General features: G+C 52.0%; 15 protein-coding genes. 11 read left to right on the top strand and 4 right to left on the bottom strand.

The features are described 5' to 3' along the window. Positions 1-38 precede the first annotated feature (38 nt). Complete coding sequence (locus CBE73_RS11970; RefSeq protein ID WP_229752708.1) at positions 39-1,358, top strand: PDZ domain-containing protein; 1,320 nt, start codon at positions 39-41, stop codon at positions 1,356-1,358. A 212-nt stretch (positions 1,359-1,570) separates the two neighbouring features. On the opposite strand, the gene CBE73_RS11965 is transcribed toward CBE73_RS11970, so the two are convergent. Continuing rightward, positions 1,571-2,740, bottom strand: coding sequence for a GNAT family N-acetyltransferase (locus CBE73_RS11965; RefSeq protein WP_157739533.1), 1,170 nt, complete (start codon positions 2,738-2,740; stop codon positions 1,571-1,573). A 264-nt stretch (positions 2,741-3,004) separates the two neighbouring features. Between CBE73_RS11965 and CBE73_RS11960 the strand changes: the two genes are divergently transcribed. Beyond that, positions 3,005-3,634 (top strand): nitroreductase family protein, encoded by a 630-nt coding sequence (locus tag CBE73_RS11960; RefSeq protein WP_094094399.1) that lies wholly within the window; start codon positions 3,005-3,007, stop codon positions 3,632-3,634. A 111-nt stretch (positions 3,635-3,745) separates the two neighbouring features. Continuing rightward, positions 3,746-4,372, top strand: a complete 627-nt coding sequence (locus CBE73_RS11955; protein ID WP_094094398.1) for a hypothetical protein — start codon at positions 3,746-3,748, stop codon at positions 4,370-4,372. 159 nt (positions 4,373-4,531) lie between these two features. On the opposite strand, the gene CBE73_RS11950 is transcribed toward CBE73_RS11955, so the two are convergent. Both CBE73_RS11950 and CBE73_RS11945 read right to left on the bottom strand, forming a co-directional pair. Beyond that, positions 4,532-5,374 (bottom strand): flagellar motor protein MotB, encoded by an 843-nt coding sequence (locus tag CBE73_RS11950; protein WP_094094397.1) that lies wholly within the window; start codon positions 5,372-5,374, stop codon positions 4,532-4,534. Then, positions 5,371-6,174, bottom strand: a complete 804-nt coding sequence (locus CBE73_RS11945) for a flagellar motor protein (protein WP_094094396.1) — start codon at positions 6,172-6,174, stop codon at positions 5,371-5,373. Before CBE73_RS11945 ends, CBE73_RS11950 begins: the two co-directional genes overlap by 4 nt. Before the next feature lie 377 nt (positions 6,175-6,551). Here CBE73_RS11945 and uvrB point away from each other — a divergent pair, with 377 nt between their 5' ends. From uvrB to CBE73_RS11915, 6 genes are all read left to right on the top strand, one after another. Further along, on the top strand, positions 6,552-8,546 hold the full coding sequence (gene uvrB, locus CBE73_RS11940; RefSeq protein WP_094094395.1) for an excinuclease ABC subunit UvrB: 1,995 nt from the start codon (positions 6,552-6,554) through the stop codon (positions 8,544-8,546). 16 nt (positions 8,547-8,562) lie between these two features. Continuing rightward, positions 8,563-11,424, top strand: a complete 2,862-nt coding sequence (gene uvrA / locus CBE73_RS11935) for an excinuclease ABC subunit UvrA (RefSeq protein WP_094094394.1) — start codon at positions 8,563-8,565, stop codon at positions 11,422-11,424. 449 nt (positions 11,425-11,873) lie between these two features. Beyond that, entirely contained in the window at positions 11,874-12,917 is a 1,044-nt protein-coding gene (locus tag CBE73_RS11930; RefSeq protein WP_373286386.1) for a S1C family serine protease, read from the top strand. Between the two features lie 58 nt (positions 12,918-12,975). After that, complete coding sequence (locus tag CBE73_RS11925; RefSeq protein WP_094094392.1) at positions 12,976-15,066, top strand: stalk domain-containing protein; 2,091 nt, start codon at positions 12,976-12,978, stop codon at positions 15,064-15,066. Positions 15,067-15,325: 259 nt separating this feature from the next. After that, positions 15,326-15,946, top strand: a complete 621-nt coding sequence (locus CBE73_RS11920; protein WP_094094391.1) for a deoxynucleoside kinase — start codon at positions 15,326-15,328, stop codon at positions 15,944-15,946. After that, entirely contained in the window at positions 15,947-16,621 is a 675-nt protein-coding gene (locus CBE73_RS11915; protein ID WP_094094390.1) for a deoxynucleoside kinase, read from the top strand. A 212-nt stretch (positions 16,622-16,833) separates the two neighbouring features. Here CBE73_RS11915 and CBE73_RS22145 read toward each other — a convergent pair whose 3' ends face one another. Beyond that, positions 16,834-16,947: a putative holin-like toxin gene (locus CBE73_RS22145; protein ID WP_174704713.1), complete on the bottom strand. Its 114-nt coding sequence runs from the start codon at positions 16,945-16,947 to the stop codon at positions 16,834-16,836. Positions 16,948-17,307: 360 nt separating this feature from the next. Here CBE73_RS22145 and CBE73_RS11910 point away from each other — a divergent pair, with 360 nt between their 5' ends. Both CBE73_RS11910 and CBE73_RS11905 read left to right on the top strand, forming a co-directional pair. Beyond that, entirely contained in the window at positions 17,308-19,815 is a 2,508-nt protein-coding gene (locus CBE73_RS11910; RefSeq protein ID WP_094096274.1) for a U32 family peptidase, read from the top strand. A 270-nt stretch (positions 19,816-20,085) separates the two neighbouring features. Continuing rightward, positions 20,086-21,480, top strand: a complete 1,395-nt coding sequence (locus CBE73_RS11905; RefSeq protein ID WP_094094389.1) for a helix-turn-helix transcriptional regulator — start codon at positions 20,086-20,088, stop codon at positions 21,478-21,480. Positions 21,481-21,652 lie beyond the last annotated feature (172 nt).

Below are 21,652 nucleotides of genomic sequence, written 5' to 3'. Positions count from 1 at the left end.
GCAGGGAATGTTTAACAAGCTAAAGGAGAGTGATCGCTTTGGATCTTCTTATGGAATGGCTATCCAACTTTGCAAAAGCCGGAGCCGAACTGCTCCTGCAGCCGTTCTATTATATTTCGATTATTTTAATTGCTCTGCAATACCGCAGACAGGTGCTGCTGGAGAGAAAGCTGTTCCATGTGCGGCTTAACCGCTGGGGACTGCAAACGTGGAGAACGTTTCTCGGCGGTCTGCTTGCGGGTATTGGCGTCTCTATCGTTTCTTTATTTCTGGGCATGAATCTCAGCATCGAAGGGGTGCTGCTCATTTGGGGCGCATCGATCCTGCTGATGCTGTTTAAAGTCCGTTATCTTTGTCTGGCTTATGCTGCCGGTCTGCTGGGCGTGGTTCAGTTCGTGGTGAATCGGCTGCCTGAGGGAGCGGCTACCGGTTTCGGCGCAGATTTGCTTGGCGCCATTCGTGATTTGAATGTGCCGGCTCTGCTGGCGCTGGCGGGACTGCTGCATATTGCGGAAGCTTTGCTGGTGCGCTGGCAGGGAGCTTCTTTTGCCGGACCGCTATTTTATGAGGGGAAAAGAGGCCGCCCGGTCGGTGGCTATCAGATGCAAAGCCTGTGGCCGGTTCCGCTGTTCCTGCTGATTCCGGCTCATACTACAGGCAGTGTTCTTCCCTGGACGCCTGTATTTGGCGGAGACGGGTGGCTGGAGGGCTTTGCGCTTGCCGGCCTGCCGGTCATGATCGGCTTCTCGGAGATGACGACGAGCCTGCTGCCGAAAGCCAAAGTCAAGCTGACCTCCAGCCGTCTGCTGTTCTACGGCCTGTTGGTGCTTGGCGCGGCGCTGCTGGCCCGCTGGTTCAGCGGTTTTACGCTGGCTGCCGCACTGCTGGCCTTTGTGCTGCACGAAGGCCTGATCTGGTACAGCCGGTTCGAGGAGCAGAACCGCAGTCCATTTTTCGTCCATCCGGACCGCGGACTCAAGGTGCTCGCGGTCCTGCCGGAGAGCCCGGCGAAGGAGCTGGGCATTGCTGCGGGCGAAACGATTGTCCGTGTGAACGGCGCAGCCGTCAACACGAAAGAGGAGCTGCATGAGGCGCTGCGGATGAACCCGGCGTTCTGCAAGCTTGAGGTGCTGAATCTCGCCGGGGAGATCAAATTCGCGCAGCGTGCAATCTATGCGGGCGAGCACCACCAGCTGGGTGTGGTGCTCGCGCCCGACGAAGACGCCCCGGCCGTGATTCGGCCAGGAGCGGTGTCGCTGCTTGGGCTGTTTGCGCCCAAGCGCAGTGCCGAGCCGCGCAGCGACCGCGGCTCGCAAGGCCCTTCGGGGCGCGGTCAAGAGAAGCCGGCCGAATTATAAGGCTGGCCGGCGGGGCTTTCGCGCCCCGATCCGGCGTGGGCTTGCGGGCTGAATCAGCCCCGCAAGCCCACGCCGGACATACAAGAGGCTCAGGCTCCGCCATCTGCGGGAGCCTGAGCCTCTTGCTTTGTGCCCGCCGCATAGTGGGCGGGCACCTGCGCCTCTTTACCCGCAATATATGGCGGGCACTTCACTTTTTTTGCTGGATCAAACTAGATGTAATACAACCCTGCCGTGAACGGGAACGGAACCGGAAAGGCGCCTTTCAGCCGCTTCTGCAGCTCTTCCGGCAGCTGAAAGCCATCTGCTGCAGGAATCTGATGGAAGATCAGGGCGTTAAACTGATCCATCGTCAGCTCCGCCGCAGGGTTCCCGTCCAGCAGCAGCGTGACCGACGTTTCGTCCGCTGAAGAGGTGACTGAAATTCGGGCAGCACCCGGATTGTTGGCGGTCAAATAAGGAAGAAGCTGCTGCCAGAGTCTGGCTGCGCTCAGAATTTTGACTGTGCCTTCGTTGGCGCGGGCTTCTGAAGCGAAGCCGCTGCGGTCCAGCTCCTGAATCAGGGCTGTGCGGTGCAGGCCAACCGGGAATTCCAGCGATTTCAGTCCATGGTCTGTCATCGCTTCCAGACACAAGGCCAGGATTGCGGACGGCTCGCCGGCCGCTTCAATGACTTTGGGAGCGGCGGTTACGTGCTCGCCGTACGGCACGCCAATGACGGCAAAAGCGGCGGCTTCGCCATTTTCCCGCTCGGCGATCCATGTGCGATGGGACAGCTTGTAGCAGCTGGCCAGCGGCTCGGCCTGAATCAGCCTGGACAGATCATACAGACTTAAATCATAGTGTGTTGGTTCCTGTTCGTAGAGGCCGGCCATAGCCGAGAAATCTTTTGCTTCTGCGGGTCTGGTCCGGTAAGCCGAATCAGAATTCATTTTACTCTGGAGGATATGTAAGGCGTCCGTAGGCGGCGCCAGCACATACTGCCGCATCTCGCCAAACGTCCGGCATCCCGCCCGCAAATAGAGAGAACGGTCCCCGGATACGAGCATCAGCGAAGCCCCCGCTGCATTCATGCCGCTGATCGCCTGATTCAGCAGCCTGCTGGCATAACCTTTGCCGCGAGCAGCCTCATGCGTACAGACGGAGCCGATGGAATAAACCTGCAGCCGGGCAGGACCGACTGTAATCCGGGCAGGCACAATCCCCATAAACGCTGCCAGCTTCCCATCCTCGTATACCCCCACTGATTCCGGCGCTTCCGCTGCAAAAATATAAGGAAAAGCCGTTCCCATCGATTTCTGTTCATGATCACGAAATACAAGATCCGCAAGCTGTGCGGCCTCCTGAAGCTCCCCCGTGTTCAACACCCGAAGTTCTGCCATAAGGACCCCTCCTAAATGGATAATGTGAATAAATGAATGCATAGATAAATGAATGATCACGACGGAAAAAACATCGATTTCCTTAACTATGAAGAAAACGGTTTACTTTTTCAAGTATTTAACTATAATTTAGTTAGGAACTTCATTTACGGAATCTAATTACCTATAGTAATAATGGATGATGGGATTCGTATATGAAGATGCCCGAAGAAGGCTAACGAAAAGACCTTACATAGAACATACATCAGAAAAGGGGAGAAGAACATGAGTAACTTTGATGAATTAGTCAAATTGCGGCGTTCCGCGATGAAGTTTCAAACGGATGTGGAGATCAGCCAGCAGGAGCTTGCGGAGATGTTCCGCATGACGAGCTTTGCGCCTTCCTGCTATAACCTCCAGCATACCCATTATGCCGCTGTGACCGACCCGGAATTGAAGCTCCAGCTCAAGGAGGCTGCCTTTGGACAGCATAAAGTGGTCATGTCCTCGGCAGCCATTATCGTGCTTGGTGATGTGGAGGCCCACAAGAAAGGCGACGAGATTTACGGCGGCATGCTGAATCTGGGGATGTTCAGTCAGCTTGATTACGATCTGATGCTGAAAATGGTCGAGGACCTTTACGAATCACGCGGCAGCGCCTTCGCCCATGAGGAAGCGGTGCGGAATGCCTCCTTATCGGCCATGCTGTTTATGCTGATCGCCAAAGACCGGGGCTGGGATACCTGCCCGATGATCGGTTTTGACCCGGCCAAGGTGAAGGAGATTCTGAACATCCCTGATCATCTGGTACCGGTGCTTATGATCACCCTGGGCAAAGAGGATACGTCCAAACAGCGTCCGCGCGGCTACCGCAAGCCGGTGAATGAATTTGTGACCTTTGGCAAGTTCAGCTGAGAAGAATAAAAGGATATAATAAAGGGAAATGGAAAATAAACCTGATTAGGGTTTTCCATTTCCTTTATTTTTTGCTTTGGAACAGGTTTTAAGAAAGGATGGCTGAACGAATTGAAGCGCAGGTTCTTAGCCAAGTTTATTTTAATAACGGCTGCAGCCGTGCTGTGTTCCAATCTTATTCAATACGTTTGGTTGAGCCGGACCAGCGGAGAACAAACTGCTGTAACCGATCAGCGGGTGTACGAAAATAAGGACTCCATCTTTACGAACTATGCAAACGGGATTTTGAATACTTATCGATTTCTATTAGAACTGGGAAATGGGGAGTATAGCAGCCCGAATGAAGTTTATTTATTGCTGCACGGCTATCTAATGGGAAGCGGTTCAGAGGTTGATGCCTATTTAGCCGGGTTGATCAGAAACATGGATGGCAGCGAGTATCACCATGAACTGGGCAACATCCTGGACACCAATCTGCATCTGCAAGCTATGATCTATACGCTGGAAGTGTATTTCTCTGACCGAAGCCAGGACCCCGACTTTCCGGACAACTGGGAAAAGATAAAGGTTCTGCTTACCCCAATAAGTGCTCAGCTGTCCTCGGGTTCTTCAAACGATATGACTTTGTATAATATCACCAGTTATCCGCAGGATTTTGCTGCGAGATCGGAATATCCCGGCGTGATGGCTTCTTTGAACAAAGAAATTTCGGAAGCTATGGATCTGCTGGAAGAGTAGGCTTTATACAGATTTGTTGTTTGATAACAAGAGGCTGCACAAAGTCATCCTGACGACCTTGGCAGCCTTTTGCATTTAAAAATTTGATTATTCATGTTAGCATTACACGGCTATACAGCTATATAACTATACAGGCTATACTGCTCGAAAAATCTTCGGTCACTGCTGCAGCTGACGCAGCACGGTAATCTCCACGCGCCGGTTCTTCTGCCGGCCGGCCGCGGTCGAGTTGTCGGCCGCCGGGTGCGTATCCGCATAACCGGCATACTGGAAGTTGTTTGCATCCAGATGCATCGTATCAATGAAATAACGCAGCACCGACAGAGCCCGTGCCCCTGACAGCTCCCAGTTGTCCTTGTACTGGGAGGAATGCACGATCGGCTGGTTATCGGTGTGACCCTCGATGCTGATTTTAGTGTCCAGATTGCTGAACAGGCTGCCCAGCTTGGATAAGGTTTTCCCGGAGCCAGGCTTTAAAGCGGCTTTACCGGTATCGAACAGGAACTGGTCGCTGAGCGTAATGGCGATGCCCTGCGGTTTGTCAGCTACAAAAATCTGGTTGTCCAGATGGTTCTCCTGCACATACTGCTTGATCATTTTCATCAAATTGGCGAGCTGTTCTTCCTGCTGGCGGAAAGCCAGCTCCCGCTCCGTCAAAGGCGGATCTCCAGAAGCTGCTTTGTCTCCGCTGTCTGCCCCGCCAGGAGCAGGAGAAGCGGAAGGGGCAGGGCTGGCTGCCGGATGGTCGGTGGCGTTTGGAATATCGGAGCCCGTCAATCCAGGGTTCCCCTCCAGAACCGATTTGCCGCCGCTGCTGTTATGAAAGGAGAACTGTAAGGATTCTGTGACGGATTTGTATTTCTCCGTGTCCAGCCGGCTCATCGCATACATGATAACAAAGAAGATCAGCAGCAGCGTAATAAGGTCGGCATACGTAATCATCCACCGGTCTTTGCCTTCTCCGCTGCCGGACTTCCGGCTGCCTCGCTGCCGCTGTCTCATAGGCTGTCCTCTGCTTCTTGAATCTTCCGCCGTTTATCCGGTCTGTCGGCTTCGCGAGGCCCGGCTGCAAAGGATTCCAGCTTCTTGCGGAGCAGCAGCGGATGATCGCCATTCTGCAGGGACAACACACCAAGCGTGATCATTTCCATGCGCTGCACTTCTTCTTCGCTGCGGGATTTGATCTTGGAGGCAATGGGCAGGAAAATCAGGTTCGCACTGGCCACGCCATATAAAGTGGCGGTAAAAGCCAAAGCGATGGAGGGCCCAAGGTCGCTGGGCTCCTGCAGGCTGCCCAGTACATGGATCAGGCCCATAACGGTGCCGATGATCCCCATCGTAGGCGCATAGCCGCCGGCAGCTTCAAAGATTTTTGCGAAACCTTCCCAGCGGCTTTCATGCGCGTCAATTTCCAGCTCCATGATTTCTTTGACGAGCGGCTGATCGGTCCCGTCTACCACCAGCTGGATGCCCTCGCGTAAAAAAGGATCTCCGTGCGCTTCACCCTGGCGTTCCAGCGCAAGAAGACCGCTGCGCCGGGCGGTGGACGCCATGTTGGAAATATCTTCAATCAGCAATTCGGAATCATGGCGCCGTGAGAGAAAAGCGAACGCGAGCGCTTTCGGAATTGTCTTCAGCTTGGCCGGGGAGAAGCTGACCATTACGGCGGCTGCGGTACCCCCGAATACAATCAGTGCAGCTGTAACCTGCAGAAGACCGCCCATTTGGCCGCCTTCCCACAAAAATCCTCCTACTACAGCGGCAATCCCTATCAGAATGCCGATAATGGTGATGAAATCCATCGTCAGTCCTCACTCCTTATTCTTGGCGGCTTTGATCTAGTTGTCTGTTATCTGTAGAAATGTATCCTTACTATTTGTACCTGAATGTATACCCTGGCCGCCCGGACTTTCCGTTTGCATCCATTCCATGAAACAGTTATAATACATGGGAACAAGCATTCTTATAGGATGACGGGTACAGACCGGGTATATAATGATAGATGCAGAAACGGAGTTGCCTTCTAACCCTTTTATCGGCGAAGGTTACCCGTTTTTGTTGCATACCAAACATTTTGTTTTGACTTGTAACCATACCGAATGATATCGAATCAGGCAGCTTATTGACATATAGAAAGAATCATAGTTCCCATTTTAGACGATAAGGGTGATGTTGGACAATGAGTGATATTGTCGTCAGTAACCAGAAATTCGAACTGGTTTCCGAGTTTCAGCCGCAGGGCGATCAGCCGAAAGCGATTGAGGAACTGGTGGAAGGTATAAGAGAAGGCAAGAAGCATCAGACACTGCTCGGCGCAACAGGCACAGGCAAAACCTTTACGATCGCTCAGACGATTGCCAAGCTGAACCGCCCGACGCTGGTAATTGCCCACAACAAGACGCTCGCAGCCCAGCTGGCCAGCGAGTTTAAGGAATTTTTCCCGAACAATTCGGTGGATTATTTCGTCAGCTACTACGATTATTATCAGCCGGAAGCCTACATTCCATCTTCCGATACCTATATAGAGAAGGACTCTAGTATTAATGAAGAAATCGACAAACTGCGGCACTCCGCGACCAGCTCGCTGTTCGAACGCCGCGATGTCATTATTGTAGCTAGTGTATCCTGTATCTATGGCCTCGGTTCCCCGGTGGAATACGGCAACCTGCTGCTGTCGCTGCGGGTCGGTATGGAGAAGCCGAGAAATCAGATTCTGTCACGGCTTGTCGATATTCAATACCAGCGCAACGATATCAACTTTGTGCGCGGTACGTTCCGCGTGCGCGGGGATGTCATTGAAATTTTCCCGGCCTCGAAGAGTGAGCATGCGATCCGGGTGGAATTTTTCGGCGATGAAATTGAACGTATTACCGAAATTGATGTGCTGACCGGCGAGCTGATCGGCGAACGCGATCATGTTGCGATCTTCCCGGCGTCTCACTTTGTAACCCAGGAAGAGACCATGCGCGTAGCGCTGGTCAATATCGAACGCGAGCTGGAGCAGCGTCTGGAAGAGCTGCGGGGGAAGGGCAAGCTGCTGGAAGCCCAGCGTCTGGAGCAGCGCACACGTTACGACATTGAAATGATGAAGGAAGTCGGCTTCTGCTCGGGCATCGAGAACTATTCGGGACCGCTGACCTTCCGCGAGCGCGGAGCTACGCCATATACGCTGCTGGATTATTTTCCGGACGATATGCTGGTCGTGATTGACGAATCCCACGTGACTCTGCCGCAGATCCGGGCGATGTACAACGGTGACCAGGCGCGCAAAACGGTACTCGTCGAGCATGGCTTCCGTCTGCCTTCCGCGCTGGACAACCGGCCGCTCAAATTCGAGGAATTTGAAGAGAAAGTGAACCAGATCATTTATGTATCGGCAACTCCAGGACCTTATGAGCTGGAGCATACGCCAACTGTGGTCGAGCAGATCATTCGTCCGACGGGACTTCTTGACCCCATTATTGAGGTTCGTCCGACCAAGGGACAGATCGACGATTTGATTGTAGAGATTCGGGATCGGATTGAGAAGGATGAACGGGTGCTCGTGACGACGCTCACCAAGAAGATGTCCGAGGATTTGACGGACTACCTGAAAGAAATCGGCATCAAGGTCCGGTACCTGCATTCCGACATTAAGACATTGGAACGGATGGCGCTGCTGCGGGATTTGCGGCTTGGCGTTTACCATGTATTGATCGGCATCAACCTGCTGCGGGAAGGCCTGGATCTGCCAGAGGTTTCGCTGGTAACGATTCTGGACGCGGATAAGGAAGGTTTCCTGCGTTCCGAGCGTTCCATGATTCAGACGATCGGTCGTGCCGCGCGGAACTCGGACGGACGGGTTATTATGTATGCGGACAAAATCACCGAATCCATGGATAAAGCGATCAAGGAGACGGAACGCCGCCGCAGCATTCAGATGGCCTACAACGAGCAACACGGCATTACACCGCAGACGATCCGCAAGAAAGTGCGTGACGTGATCGAAGCGACGAAAGCGGCGGAGAGCAAAGGGGATTATCTGCCGGACGCAGCGGGTAAGAAGATGAGCAAACGCGACCGCGAAGCCGTGATCAAACGGCTCGAGGCCGAAATGAAGGAAGCCGCAAAGAATCTGCAGTTCGAACGGGCCGCGCAGCTGCGTGATGCGATGCTGGAACTGAAGGCGGAATAAGGAGGATAAAGAAAGCATGGCTTTTGAGAATATTGTTGTAAAGGGCGCAAGAGCCCACAATTTGAAAAATATCGACATCACCATTCCGCGCGACAAGCTGGTTGTCATTACCGGTCTCAGCGGCTCGGGCAAATCGTCCCTCGCCTTTGACACCATTTACGCGGAAGGGCAGCGCCGCTATGTGGAATCTTTGTCCGCCTATGCCCGCCAGTTTCTCGGTCAGATGGAGAAGCCGGATGTAGACTCGATCGAAGGTTTGTCGCCGGCTATCTCAATCGACCAGAAGACGACGAGCCGCAACCCGCGTTCAACGGTAGGCACCGTTACGGAAATTTATGATTATCTGCGTCTCTTGTTTGCGCGGATTGGCAAACCTCACTGCCCGGACCATGGCGTTGAGATTACATCTCAAACCGTTGAGCAGATGGTCGACCGGATTATGCAGTATCCGGAGAAGACCCGCCTGCAGATTCTGGCTCCGGTCATTTCAGGCCGTAAAGGCGAGCATAAAAGTTTGTTCACCGAGATCGGCAAGCAGGGATTTGTCCGGGTTCGCGTGAATGGCGAAATCCGCGACCTGTCGGAGAACATTGAGCTGGAGAAGAATAAGAAGCATACCATTGAAGTGGTGGTTGACCGGATCGTCATCAAAGAGGATGTTGCCTCTCGTCTGGCCGACTCCATCGAAACCGCGCTGAAGATGTCAGGCGGACAGCTGCTGGTTGACGTCATGGGCCAGGAAGAGCTGCGTTTCAGCTCCAATTATGCCTGCCCGATCTGCGGCTTCAGCATGGAAGAGCTGGCACCCCGGATGTTCTCGTTCAACAGCCCGTTCGGGGCTTGCCCCGACTGTGACGGTCTTGGTATCAAAATGGTCATTGATCCGGACCTGCTGGTTCCGGATGATAGTAAAAGCATTGAAGACGGCGCTTTTGAAGCTTGGGCCGGCGGGTACTCCAACTACTATCCGCAGTTCCTGAAATCGGTCGCCGAGCATTTTGACATCCCGATGGATGTTCCTGTTTCCGAGCTGACGAAGGATCAGATGAAGGTGCTGCTCTATGGAACAGGCCAGACGAAGATCCGGTTCCGTTATACGAACGATTTTGGGCAAGGCAAAGATGCGTATGTTACCTTTGAAGGCATTGTTAACAATCTGGAGCGCCGTTACCGCGAAACCGGTTCGGAAGGCATCCGTGAATATATCGAAGGATTTATGGCGGCGAAGCCTTGTGAAACTTGCAAAGGGCATCGTTTGAAGAGAGAAGTGCTGGCCGTCACGGTGGGTTCGGCGAATATCGCTCATGTTACGGACCTGTCCATCGGTGAATCCATGAAATTCTTCAACAGTCTGGAATTAAACGAGAAGGACCGGGCGATTTCCAACCTGATTCTGAAAGAAATCAACAGCCGTCTCGGCTTCCTGGTCAATGTCGGCCTGGATTACCTGACGATGAGCCGCGCAGCAGGCACCTTGTCCGGTGGGGAAGCGCAGCGGATCCGGCTGGCAACCCAGATCGGCTCCCAATTGATGGGTGTCCTGTACATTCTGGACGAGCCAAGCATCGGGCTGCATCAGCGGGACAACGACAAACTGATCGCTACGTTAGGCCAGATGCGTGACCTCGGCAACACGTTGATTGTAGTCGAGCATGATGAAGATACGATGCTGGCTTCCGATTATATTATCGACATTGGTCCCGGTGCCGGTATCCACGGCGGTCAAGTCATTTCACAAGGCACGCCGCAGGAGGTCATGAACGATCCAAAATCGTTGACCGGCCAATACTTGAGCGGGAAGAAGTTTATCCCCGTTCCACTGGAACGGCGGAAGACGGATAACCGCTGGATCGAGGTCCGCGGCGCGAAGGAGAACAATCTGAAGAATATCAATGTGAAGTTCCCGATCGGGGTATTCACATCGGTGACCGGCGTATCCGGTTCCGGCAAATCGACACTGGTGAACGAAATTTTGTATAAAACGTTGGCCCGCGATTTGAACAAAGCGAAAGTCCGGCCAGGTCAGTACAAAGAAATGCGCGGCTTGGAACATGTGGAGAAAGTTGTCGACATTGACCAGTCTCCGATCGGCAGAACGCCACGCTCTAACCCGGCTACTTACACAGGTGTGTTTGACGACATCCGGGATTTGTTCTCCCAGACCAACGAAGCGAAGATCCGCGGCTATAAGAAAGGCCGCTTCAGCTTCAACATTAAAGGCGGCCGCTGCGAAGCCTGCAACGGCGATGGCATCATCAAGATTGAAATGCACTTCCTGCCGGATATTTACGTGCCTTGCGAGGTCTGCAAAGGCAAACGTTACAACCGTGAAACGCTGGAAGTGAAATATAAAGGAAAAAGCATTGCCGATGTGCTGGAAATGACGATCGAGGATGCAACGGAATTTTTCCAGAATATTCCGAAGATCCACCGCAAGCTGCAAACCCTGCTTGATGTAGGTTTGGGTTATGTGAAGCTGGGACAGCCGGCCACGACGTTGTCCGGGGGCGAAGCCCAGCGCGTTAAGCTGGCTTCCGAGCTGTACCGCCGGAGCACAGGCAAAACAATCTACATTTTGGATGAGCCAACAACAGGTCTTCATGTCGATGACATCGACCGTCTGCTGGTCGTACTGCAGCGCCTGGTGGAATCCGGCGAAACGGTTGTTGTGATTGAACATAATCTCGATGTCATCAAGACATCGGATTACATCATTGACCTTGGCCCGGAAGGCGGCAGCGGCGGCGGCACAATCATTGCCACCGGTACGCCGGAGCAGATCGTGAAGGTGGAGGATTCTTATACCGGAAGGTATCTGAAACCGATTCTGGAGCGAGATACCAAACGCAGTGCAGAGCTTCTGCAGCTGCAGAAGTAAGCAGCTTTTCTCAAAGTATAGTGCAGCATCAAGGAGCGTCAGACATTGAGCGTCTGACGCTTCTCTTTCTTATGCCAGTATGCTTGGCTTTTTCTATTAACCAAGCGCTGCTAGATGGGGATGTACGGAGGAAAGAACGGGGGAAGGAACAGAGCAGGAATAGGGCAGGAACGCAGAGGGACGGGAATTAAGAAGAGATTTGTCAAAAGCCGCAAAGGCTTGTCACATCTGCTTTTTACAGGTATAAAATTTTACATCTGCAAGACGTTTCCAGCGATTGTTTCACTTTTTAAACTGTGTTACATTGGAATCCAACACGATAGATTGCTAGATAGATAGAAGCGTATGCGGGCATGGATTCCCTTGCATATGCCATTTGAGGGAAAGGATTCGAGCCGATGAAAATAACGAAAAAAATTAGTACGGCAGCGCTGCTGCTGGTATGTTTCATGCTTGCCGGAGGGGATCTGGCGGTTATGGCAAAGTCTTCAACCGGAGGGGTTAAATCAACAGCCGCTGCGGTGAGCACGGTTCCGGCTATTGTTCAGAAGCTGACGCCATCTGTTGTAGGCATTATTGGGGAAGCGGCGGACAGTCAGCAGGATCAGGCTTCGGGGATGAACGATAGTGGAAGCGCGGGGGTGCCTGCAGGCAGCTATAATCTGGCTCATGGCACAGGCGTCATTATTAAAGCCGACGGCTGGATCATCACCAATGCCCATGTCGTAAATGGCATTCTGGATCCGACGGTTGTTACTTCTTCGGGAAAATCCTATTCCGTTGATAAATCTTACATAGACGAGGCCAGTGATATTGCACTCGTTCATATTAAGGCCACAGGACTCAAGCCGGCATCGCTGGCTCCGGCGGGAAGAGCCATTCAAGTGGGGGAGAAGGTAGTAGCGCTTGGGACACCGGTATCCTTTTCACTGCGTGGATCGGCTACGGAAGGGATCGTGAGCGGCCTTAACCGTGCCGTCGATGCCTCCTACAAGCTGATTCAGACGGATGCAGCGATTAATCCCGGTAACAGCGGCGGTCCGCTGCTGAACATGAAAGGCGAGGTCATTGGCATTAATTCGATGAAATATGAAGCGGTTGGCGTTGAGAATTTAGGCTTCTCCATACCGTATGATACGGTTCGTTATGTGATCCAGCAGCTGTTTGCTTATGGGGAAGTGCGCCGGCCAGCGCTTGGTTTGGAGCTTCAGGAGGGCTGGTCCGCCGAAATCGGACTGCCAAGTGATGACCCTTTGACCGTAACCCGAGTTGATTCACCGTCGGCCATCAAGGCCGGAATTAAAGCCGGAGACAAAATTTACAGATTAAATAACACTTCCGTTACTTCCATCGTGGATGTAAATGAGCTGCTGAAGAAATACAAACCGGGTCAAACCGTCACTTTATGGATGCAGTCAGGCGGAGACATCGTCAAGCGCAGTCTGGTGCTTACTTTGAATGACAGCGAAAGCGATGCCGGAAGCGACGAATAAATCCAAGTTTAACGGAATTTAAAATCATCTATTTCTAATAACGGAAAGAGGTCGGACTATGATCCTGAAAAATAAACCGGCGTTCCTGCTCGCAGCCGCGCTGCTTGCCGGGATCTCGCCAGCCGCAGCGCAGTCGGCGCTTGCGGCATCAGCGGAAGTAGGGAATGCCGCCATATCCGCGGCATCACAATCCGCAGCAGCCTCCATCCAGGGAAGCGCTGAAGCGGGATGGAATGAGCTGCGTCTAAAGGTCGGCAGCCGGCGGATCACGATTAATGGCGATTCGGAAGTCGTTTTGCGGGCACCTTATGTGGTGAATGGGACAACGATGGTTCCGCTCAGCGTGTTTGCCAACGCCTTTGGCGTCGACAGCCGGCTGGGTGACGGGGATGTGGTGAAGCTGACCATCGGAAACCGCAAGGTTACGCTGACAATCGGCAGTCCTGTGCTGTGGACGAATAAAGGGAAAAACCGGATGAGCGCTTCTCCCGCCATGGTCGGCGGCGTCTTGATGGTTCCGCTGCGTTCGGTAGCGGAAGGGTTTGGTGCGTCGTTATCCAGCTCGAATGGAGAAGTGGTGGTCAAGCTGTCCAAGGCGCTTAGCGGCCAGCCGGGAAACGGAGCAGCCGATGACAATCAGTCAGGTCCGGCCGAGGTAGGCAACAGCTATTACGGCTGGAGCATCCATAATCCGGGTGACCTGGTGGGTCAGGCAAGCGAGGATGAAAGCTCCGCTATATTCAGCGATCCAGATGGGAAATATTATTTGCAGATTCATGTAGCAGGCGGACAGCCGGACCAGGATGGGGAGGCACTGCTGGACAATCTGGCAGAGGAAGTGAAAGCCAACCAGGAAACGGTTCTGCATGAGGAGGTAGTCCAGCAGGGCGACACGTCTTACGCCAGAATGATTACCAGCGATGAAGACGGGATGCTGGCTGAAATACGTGCTTATTACAACGATCATAAAGTTTATCTGCTGTATTTTACGCTGGCTGACGCTTATGTCTATCAGGATTTCGAGGCTTATGCCGGACTGCTTGATTCCTTCCGTACTTCTTACGATGCCGGCAATCCTCGTCTTCAAGATTTGTCGCACGAGGCGGACGGGCAGCAAACGCTGTACAACGATGTTTACGGTATTGGTCTGACATTGCCGGCCGGTTGGTCGAAGGATGACAACGGTACCGACTTTAACGGTCCGGATGGAGCGAAGGTTCGTTTCAGCGTGTCCTCGAATGCGGCGGACCAGACTGTCGAAAGCTGGGCCGAGCAGATGAAACAGCGGCTGAGCCGGCTGTATGTGCCTTCAGCCCTGCGGGTTGAAGGAGTAACCATGACGCAAGTATCGGACGAGAAAGCCGCTGTACTTAAAGCCGAGGTCAACACCGGGGACGGCTGGAAGCCGCTTGACCAGATCATGTGGCTGGTCGATGATTACCGTTATTTCATGGAATACCAGGGACCGGTTCAGGCAGTGACCGGAACGGCAAGTGCTGGTGAGAGCGCCGATGCTAATACCAATACTGGCGAAAGTGTTAGCAGAGATGCCGGTGAGAACGCCAGTGACAATGCCAGTGACAATGCGCTTGTGCCCGCGGCCTCCACTGACTTCGCGTTTGAAGCGATCCTGAACAGCGTGGATATTCCGTTCTACGATATTGAGGATTATTTCGGCAAATTGTATGACCGGACCCTGGAAAGCGACTTGTCCAAAACGGTGATCAAATCGTCGTCCGCTAACGGATTTACGCTGCAGATCCCTCGTTATTGGACACCGGTGTTTGATCAATTCGATCAGACCAATGTCCAGTACAGCTTCCCTGGCGGAAGCTTTAAGCTGGCGATGATCCAGACGGACGATCCGGAGCAGTATTTGGGCAGCTTGGCCAGCTCTTATTCGGCTGCCGCCTCGAGCGGAAATGGCGTAACGGTATCCACGGATAAAACGGTCATTTCCGGCCTGCCTGCCGCCGTCTTCACTCTTCATACCACTCAGGATAACATTCCGGTCACGAAACGGATCGTTGCTTTCAGCCATAAAGGCACTTTCTATCAGCTGACCTTCTCTCTGAACGATGCGAATGCTACGGAGGAGCAGAAAGCCGCGATGAGCAGGGTAGAGAAGTCGTTTAAGTTTGGTGAATGATCGGTTTTATCCCGCATACTCTTGCTCTTGTAACAGCATGACCCGGCTGATGCTTCGTTCGTCAGCCGGGTTTCTTTTTCCGCAAAACTTTGAAACAACTTTCATCCACGATCCCTCTGCCTTTGTGTTACAATGTTCTAGTCTATTTTTTGAGCGAGAAAGAGCAAGTGACCATATCTATGATCGGCTCAGCTATGAGCAAGTCATTTGTAAGCCATTCGTAAGCCATTAGCAAGCATTGCAGGAGGACCCCGAAGAGATGAAACCATGCCCGTTTATTGCGGTAGAGGGAGCGATTGGCGCCGGAAAAACCACGCTGGCGACCATGCTCTCAGACCGATTCGATATTCCGCTTCTCAAAGAGATCGTGGAAGAGAATCCGTTCCTGGATAAGTTCTATCAGAACATCGAGGAATGGAGTTTTCAGCTTGAAATGTTTTTCCTGTGCAACCGGTACAAGCAGCTGGAAGACACCGGACTGCAGTATGTCTCCCGGCACCAGCCGGTCATTTCCGATTATCATATCTACAAAAATCTGATCTTCGCCCAGCGTACGCTGAAGGGCGTCAAGCTGGACAAATACCGTCAGATCTATCATCTGCTCACCGAGGATCTGCCGAAGCCGAACATCGTCATTTACATTCGCGCAAGTCTGGAGACTCTCCAGAAGAGAATCGAGATGCGCGGCCGGGATTTTGAAACGGCAATTGACCCGGCTTATTTGCAGCAGCTGATCGAGGATTACGAGACCGCTTTTGCTGAACTGGCCGAGCGGGAGCCTGAAACCACCATCATTACCGTTAACGGGGATGAGATGGATTTTGTGGAGCACCCGGAGCATTTTGAACATATCGTTCGCCAAGTAAAGGAGCTTTTATAGATGAACAAGCTGTATAATATTCCGGATGACGCGCTGATTACAGTTGCGGGAACGGTAGGCGTGGGCAAATCTACGCTGACCCAAGCCTTGGCGGCCCGCCTCGGCTTCAAGACTTCTATGGAAAAGGTGGATCACAACCCTTATTTGGAGAAGTTTTATCATGACTTTGAGCGGTGGAGCTTCCACCTGCAAATCTACTTCCTGGCCGAGCGCTTTAAGGAGCAGAAGGCGATTTATGAAGCGGGCGGCGGCTTTGTGCAGGATCGTTCGATTTACGAGGATACCGGGATTTTTGCGAAAATGCATGCCGACCAAGGCACGATGTCCAAAACGGATTATGCAACGTATACCAGCCTGTTTGAGGCTATGGTGATGACCCCGTATTTCCCGCATCCGGATGTGTTAATCTATCTTGAAGGCGAGTTGCCTTCGATCTTGAACCGTATCAAGCTGCGCGGACGTGAGATGGAGATCCAGACCGACGTTTCCTACTGGGAGCATATGCATGAGAGATATGCTAACTGGATTAACGAGTTTACGGCTTGTCCGGTTCTACGCTTGAACATCGACGAATACGATGCCACAGATCCGGCTTCTTTGGATAAAGTAATCGCTAAAGTCAGCGCGATGATTCAGCAGTCGAGAGTGGAGCGGGTACAGCGGGCAGAAGCTTAATCCCGTTCGCAGGCTGTTCTCTGACAGCGTAATTGACGGGATAGAAGATTCGAAGTCCCCTTGGTTGAGGTATATTTTTAAGTGTGCTAAGATAACAATAAATAAGGAGCCGTGCTGGTAACACGACTCCTCGTACACTTACCGCTTTAAAGAGCGGTCGGCTGTAGAAAAGTTACGGTTAGAAATAGACCGCTTCCTTTGTCCAGGGCGGTCTATTTCTTTGTGTTTTGATTAATGGCAACGACAATAGCAACTACCAGCGTCAGCAGCGCTATAATAAGCGCGCCGAAACTGATCATAATCGTCAGAGCATCCTTAATCTCCACAGGCGTCACCTCCCTTCCGGGAGACTAGCCGACCGTCCTTATAAGCCAGTTTCATGTACTCTTTGATTATAGCAAAAAATTGGAAGATTAACGAGTTCGCAAATCGTCTCTATTTTTTAGAAATACTTCTATCTGCGAGAAGGCACGAGAGGAAAAGGAGCGAATGAAAGGTTTTTCTGAAGAGTTTGAGTATTGTTGGAAAAGCTAGAGTACCGCAGCAATGTCTGATAAAATAGATAAGTCCATGAAGTTAAAATTTTAAGATTTTACCGATAATGTAGGGTAGTCATCCGTTTTCAGGGAAAGTAAAAATAAATCAAGAGTTTACCGGCGATGCCGGTTTGGGAGGATATCCATTTTATGAGCAAGATTACAAGGCAAGACGTGGAGCTGCTGGCACCGGCGGGCGATTGGGACTGCATGCGTGCGGCGGTGGCGAACGGGGCGGACGCGATCTTTTTTGGCGTTGAGAAGTTTAATGCCCGCGCCCGCGCGAACAATTTCCGGATGGATGAGCTGCCGGAGATTATGGCGTTTTTGCACAGCTATGGGGTTAAGGGCTTTTTGACGTTTAATATTCTGGTATTCGAAGACGAGCTTGCGGATGCCAAAGAGCTGATCGATGCGTGTATCGATGCGGGCGTGGATGCGGTGATCGTGCAGGATCTCGGTCTGGTAAAAATGATTCGTGAAATCTCGCCGGACTTCCCGATCCACGGTTCAACCCAAATGACGATCACTTCGCCGGAAGCGGTGGAGTTCACCAAACCTTGGGGCATGGAGCGTGTCGTGCTCGGGCGCGAGAATAACCTCAAACAAATCAAACAAATCGGCGACCAGGCCAAACTTCCGATGGAAGTGTTTGTGCATGGCGCTTTGTGCGTGTCTTATTCCGGCCAATGCCTGACCTCGGAAATGTGGGGCGGACGCTCCGCTAACCGCGGCGAATGTGCGCAGGCGTGCCGCCTGCCGTACGACCTGATGGTTGACGGCGAGCAGAAGCCGATGGGCGATGTGGCTTACCTGCTGTCGCCAAAGGATTTGGCGGCAATCGATATTATGCCGGAGCTAATTGAAGCGGGCGTTACGTCTTTTAAAATCGAAGGCCGTCTGAAAAGCCCTGAATATGTGGCCAACGTGGTCAGCAAATACAGCAAAGCGATTGACCAGTATTTTGAAGGCAAGGGCGAACGTCCGTCGAAAGAGGAAGTCCGCGAGCTGCAGCAAAGCTTCTCGCGCGGATTCACTCACGGCTTCCTGGAAGGGACCAACAACAAGAAGCTTGTTGAGGGGACGTTCCCTAAGAGCCGCGGCGTTTATCTGGGACGCGTCGAGCAGGTGCTGCGAGACGGCGTTGTTTGTAAAATCGAGGCGCCGCTGAAGCGCGGCGACGGGATTGTTTTTGACGCTGGCGACCCGACGAAGAAGGAGGAGGGCGGCCGCGTTTACGATCTTCGCCGCAAAGGCGTGAAGATCGAAGGGGAAGCCGGCGAAGGCTGGTTTGTCGACATTGTGGCTGGCAGGAGTGACGTGGATCTTCGCCGTGTGCACGTGGGCGACCGGATCTGGAAGACCAGCGATCCGGCGCTGGACAAGCGGCTGCGCCAAACGTTCGAGACCGAGAAGCCGTACCGGGTATTCCCGGTACATGTGCGCGCGGTCGGCAATCCAGGGCAGCCGCTGATCACCTTCTGGACGGATGTCCAGAAGGGCACCACGGTGCGGGTCGATTCGGAGCTGGAGCTCGACATCGCGAAGAAGCGGCCCATGGACTACGAACTGCTTGAGGAGCAGTTCGGCCGCCTGGGCGGCACCGTCTTCCAGCTGGAGAAGCTGGAAGTGGACCTGCACGGCGACGTGATCGTGCCGATGCGTGAGCTCAACAGCATCCGCCGCCGCGCTGTAGAGCAGCTTGCGGGCGAACGCCCGAAACCTCCCGTTTATACGAAACGGGAGATCGAAATCTTCGGCGACGCGGCTGTGGCCGCTGCGCCGGTACCGCTGGGCGGTGCGAAGCTTACCGCCCTCTGCCGCAGCCTCGACCAGGTGCTTGCTGCCGTGAAGACCGGCGTCGATTTCATCTACGCGGACTTCGAGTTCATCAAGCAGTTCCCGGCTGCGGTGGAAGCCGTTCATGCCGCAGGCAAACAAATCGCGCTCGCTACGCCGCGCATCCATATGCCGGGCGAGAACGGCTACCACAACAACATCCTGCGTCTCAAGCCCGACGCCGTTCTGGTGCGCAACACCGGTGCGCTTTACTTCTATCTCCGCCACCGGCTGGAGAATCCGCTCGCGCACCAGCCGAAGCTGATTGGCGATTTCTCCTTGAACATCGCCAACCACAAAGCCGTGGAGCTGTTCCTGGAAGCGGGCTGCGACGTCGTCACTCCGTCGTATGATCTGAACATCCAGCAGATGGTCGATCTGCTGGGCAAGAGCCGCACCGCACAGATGGAAGTGGTTATCCACCAGCATCTGCCGATGTTCCATACCGAACATTGCGTGTACTGCACCTTCCTCAGCGAAGGCACGGACTACACCAACTGCGGCCGTCCGTGTGAGGAACACCGCGCGTCCCTGCAGGACCGCATCGGCATGAGCCATCCGGTCCGCGTAGACGAAGGCTGCCGCAACACCGTTTACAACGCCATCGAGCAATCCGGTGCGGAATACCTGACGAACTTCCTGCAACTGGGCGTATCGGGCTTCCGCGTGGAGTTCCTGGAAGAAACACCGGAGCAGGTACAAGAGGTTATCGATCTGTACACCCGTGCTTTGCGCGGCGAAATCAGCGGCACCCAAGTATGGAAAACGCTGAAGGCCACCAACCAGCTTGGCGTAACCCGCGGTCAGCTGGTGAAATAATTATTTCCGGGGAAATTCAGCAAGTTATGACGGGATAAACGGAAAATTAACGAAGCTTATGATAGACAAAAGAGTCTTTTGTTCCTTTTTGGGAATGGAAGGCTCTTTTTTTCTGAAAGCTTCATTATTCACTTTTTCTCGCTATTTTTTCTGAGAGAATGACAGCGAAAACATATATGACGTCGAATTCACAATTGACCGTTGTAATATATTGGAATAATATTAAGTTAATGAATGTAATTTTTTGTTATTTGGGAGGTGATACAATAAGTGGCAGCTACAATTCAAACTGAAATGGAGCTTTATATCAAACAGGAGGGTCTCACAGTAACCCGTTTTGCAGAACGGATCGGCATAAACGCAGGGACCGTCAGCAATATTCTAAATGGACATCGTTCTATCTCGGTGACTCAACTTGATCGAATAACAGAAGTGATGGGGTTACCTGAAGGGACATATTACGAAATGTTTTTGGAGGAATATCTTGCAGCTTCCAGTTTGGATTGGCGAAGAATCGGTCCTTTTTTTGAGCGATGTGCCGAACTGGACAAGCTACTATTGATGCAGCAGGCTGCCCGCAGAGTAATGGATAATTTGTCTTATGCCGGACCATTATTTGAAATGGCCGAACATTGGTACCGGGAGAATAAATGGGAGGCCGCTGCTATTTTGTATCAGACCGTTGCAGATAGTGAGAAATATCAGCATTCTGAAAGGCTGGCTGTTTGCCATTACCGACTGTTCAAAATCACATTAGGTGATAACCAGGAAGTAAATGCACAGGCAGCTTCGAGATTTGAGCTTTATGTGGACCGATTAGATGAGACCGAACAGCTTGACGCTTTGAAGGATTTGATCGATATCTATGCTTCACTGCAGAGATACGATAAAGTGGACGAGCTTGCCGAGAAGCTGGGCAGCAAGAGCCGAATTTTGTATGACTTGAAGCACAAAAGGGGAAAGGTGAAGATGCAGTCTTCTTCTAACCGGGAACCTTTAATGCCTCTCGTTGGTTATGCTTTATATTCTTACCTCATGCGAGGGACCGTTTGTAAGGAGTACGGTCAATTCGACAAGGCCTTGTATTATACAACTCTTTATAACAATCCAGATTGGGTATTGGAGGGTGATTTAGAAAGCCTGCCTGCTATTAAAAAATTTCAGGAGTGGGCGGAAGCTAACGTTCATTTGTATAAATTAATGGCTGGCGACGCCAAGGCCTTACTTAAATATATAGCCTATATTACAACATGTGAAGATGAACTCCTAAATGGTCTGTTTTCTGTTTTACAGGCCTCTATCAGACATCATTTAAATGTTGATAAACTATTGAAAGAATATCAGGGTTATATATTGAAGGTCTTCCATCAAGGACCAAATAATAATTATAATCATCAGGTCATGAATACAAAATTCGCCCATTTCCTCGCTGATCTAGCATGTTATTATCTAAATCAACAAAAATTTGATGTTGGGATAAACTGGATAATCAAAAGTTTGGCATATTCTGTTAGAATTAATCAAGAAGGTTGCATCATCCGCTGTGTAGGTTTATTTGAACGGTTTCGACATTTTGCTAAAGCGGATCAGCAATCTGAATATCAAAAAATTATATTGGAGGCGCAGAATAACGATGAAAAAGAAGTCATTGGCCGTATTAGCTAGTCTTACCTTTGTTTTAAGTCTTGCCGTAATTTTTACTCCGACTAAGTCGTTAGCAGATTCTGACTCTCTATCGAAACCTCATACCGGAATAGTTGCAGCGTTCAGTACAGGTGAAGGTGGAAAATGGTGATTAACTAACATGACTGGGACAAGCTTTAACAGTTCCTTAATT

Origin of the sequence: Paenibacillus physcomitrellae, assembly GCF_002240225.1 — a bacterium.
GTDB lineage: Bacteria > Bacillota > Bacilli > Paenibacillales > Paenibacillaceae > Fontibacillus > Fontibacillus physcomitrellae.
The sequence above is the reverse complement of the archived record's forward strand: the minus strand, read 5'-3'. Positions and strand labels throughout refer to the sequence as shown.

Coding starts and splice junctions, on each gene's coding strand:
- uvrB (WP_094094395.1), top strand. CDS start 6,552: ATGAGTGATATTGTCGTCAGTAACCAGAAATTCGAACTGGTTTCCGAG.
- CBE73_RS11960 (WP_094094399.1), top strand. CDS start 3,005: ATGAGTAACTTTGATGAATTAGTCAAATTGCGGCGTTCCGCGATGAAG.
- CBE73_RS11925 (WP_094094392.1), top strand. CDS start 12,976: ATGATCCTGAAAAATAAACCGGCGTTCCTGCTCGCAGCCGCGCTGCTT.
- CBE73_RS11930 (WP_373286386.1), top strand. CDS start 11,874: ATGCTTGCCGGAGGGGATCTGGCGGTTATGGCAAAGTCTTCAACCGGA.
- CBE73_RS11950 (WP_094094397.1), bottom strand. CDS start 5,374: ATGAGACAGCGGCAGCGAGGCAGCCGGAAGTCCGGCAGCGGAGAAGGC.
- CBE73_RS11965 (WP_157739533.1), bottom strand. CDS start 2,740: ATGGCAGAACTTCGGGTGTTGAACACGGGGGAGCTTCAGGAGGCCGCA.
- CBE73_RS11920 (WP_094094391.1), top strand. CDS start 15,326: ATGAAACCATGCCCGTTTATTGCGGTAGAGGGAGCGATTGGCGCCGGA.
- CBE73_RS11915 (WP_094094390.1), top strand. CDS start 15,947: ATGAACAAGCTGTATAATATTCCGGATGACGCGCTGATTACAGTTGCG.
- uvrA (WP_094094394.1), top strand. CDS start 8,563: ATGGCTTTTGAGAATATTGTTGTAAAGGGCGCAAGAGCCCACAATTTG.
- CBE73_RS11910 (WP_094096274.1), top strand. CDS start 17,308: ATGAGCAAGATTACAAGGCAAGACGTGGAGCTGCTGGCACCGGCGGGC.
- CBE73_RS11945 (WP_094094396.1), bottom strand. CDS start 6,174: ATGGATTTCATCACCATTATCGGCATTCTGATAGGGATTGCCGCTGTA.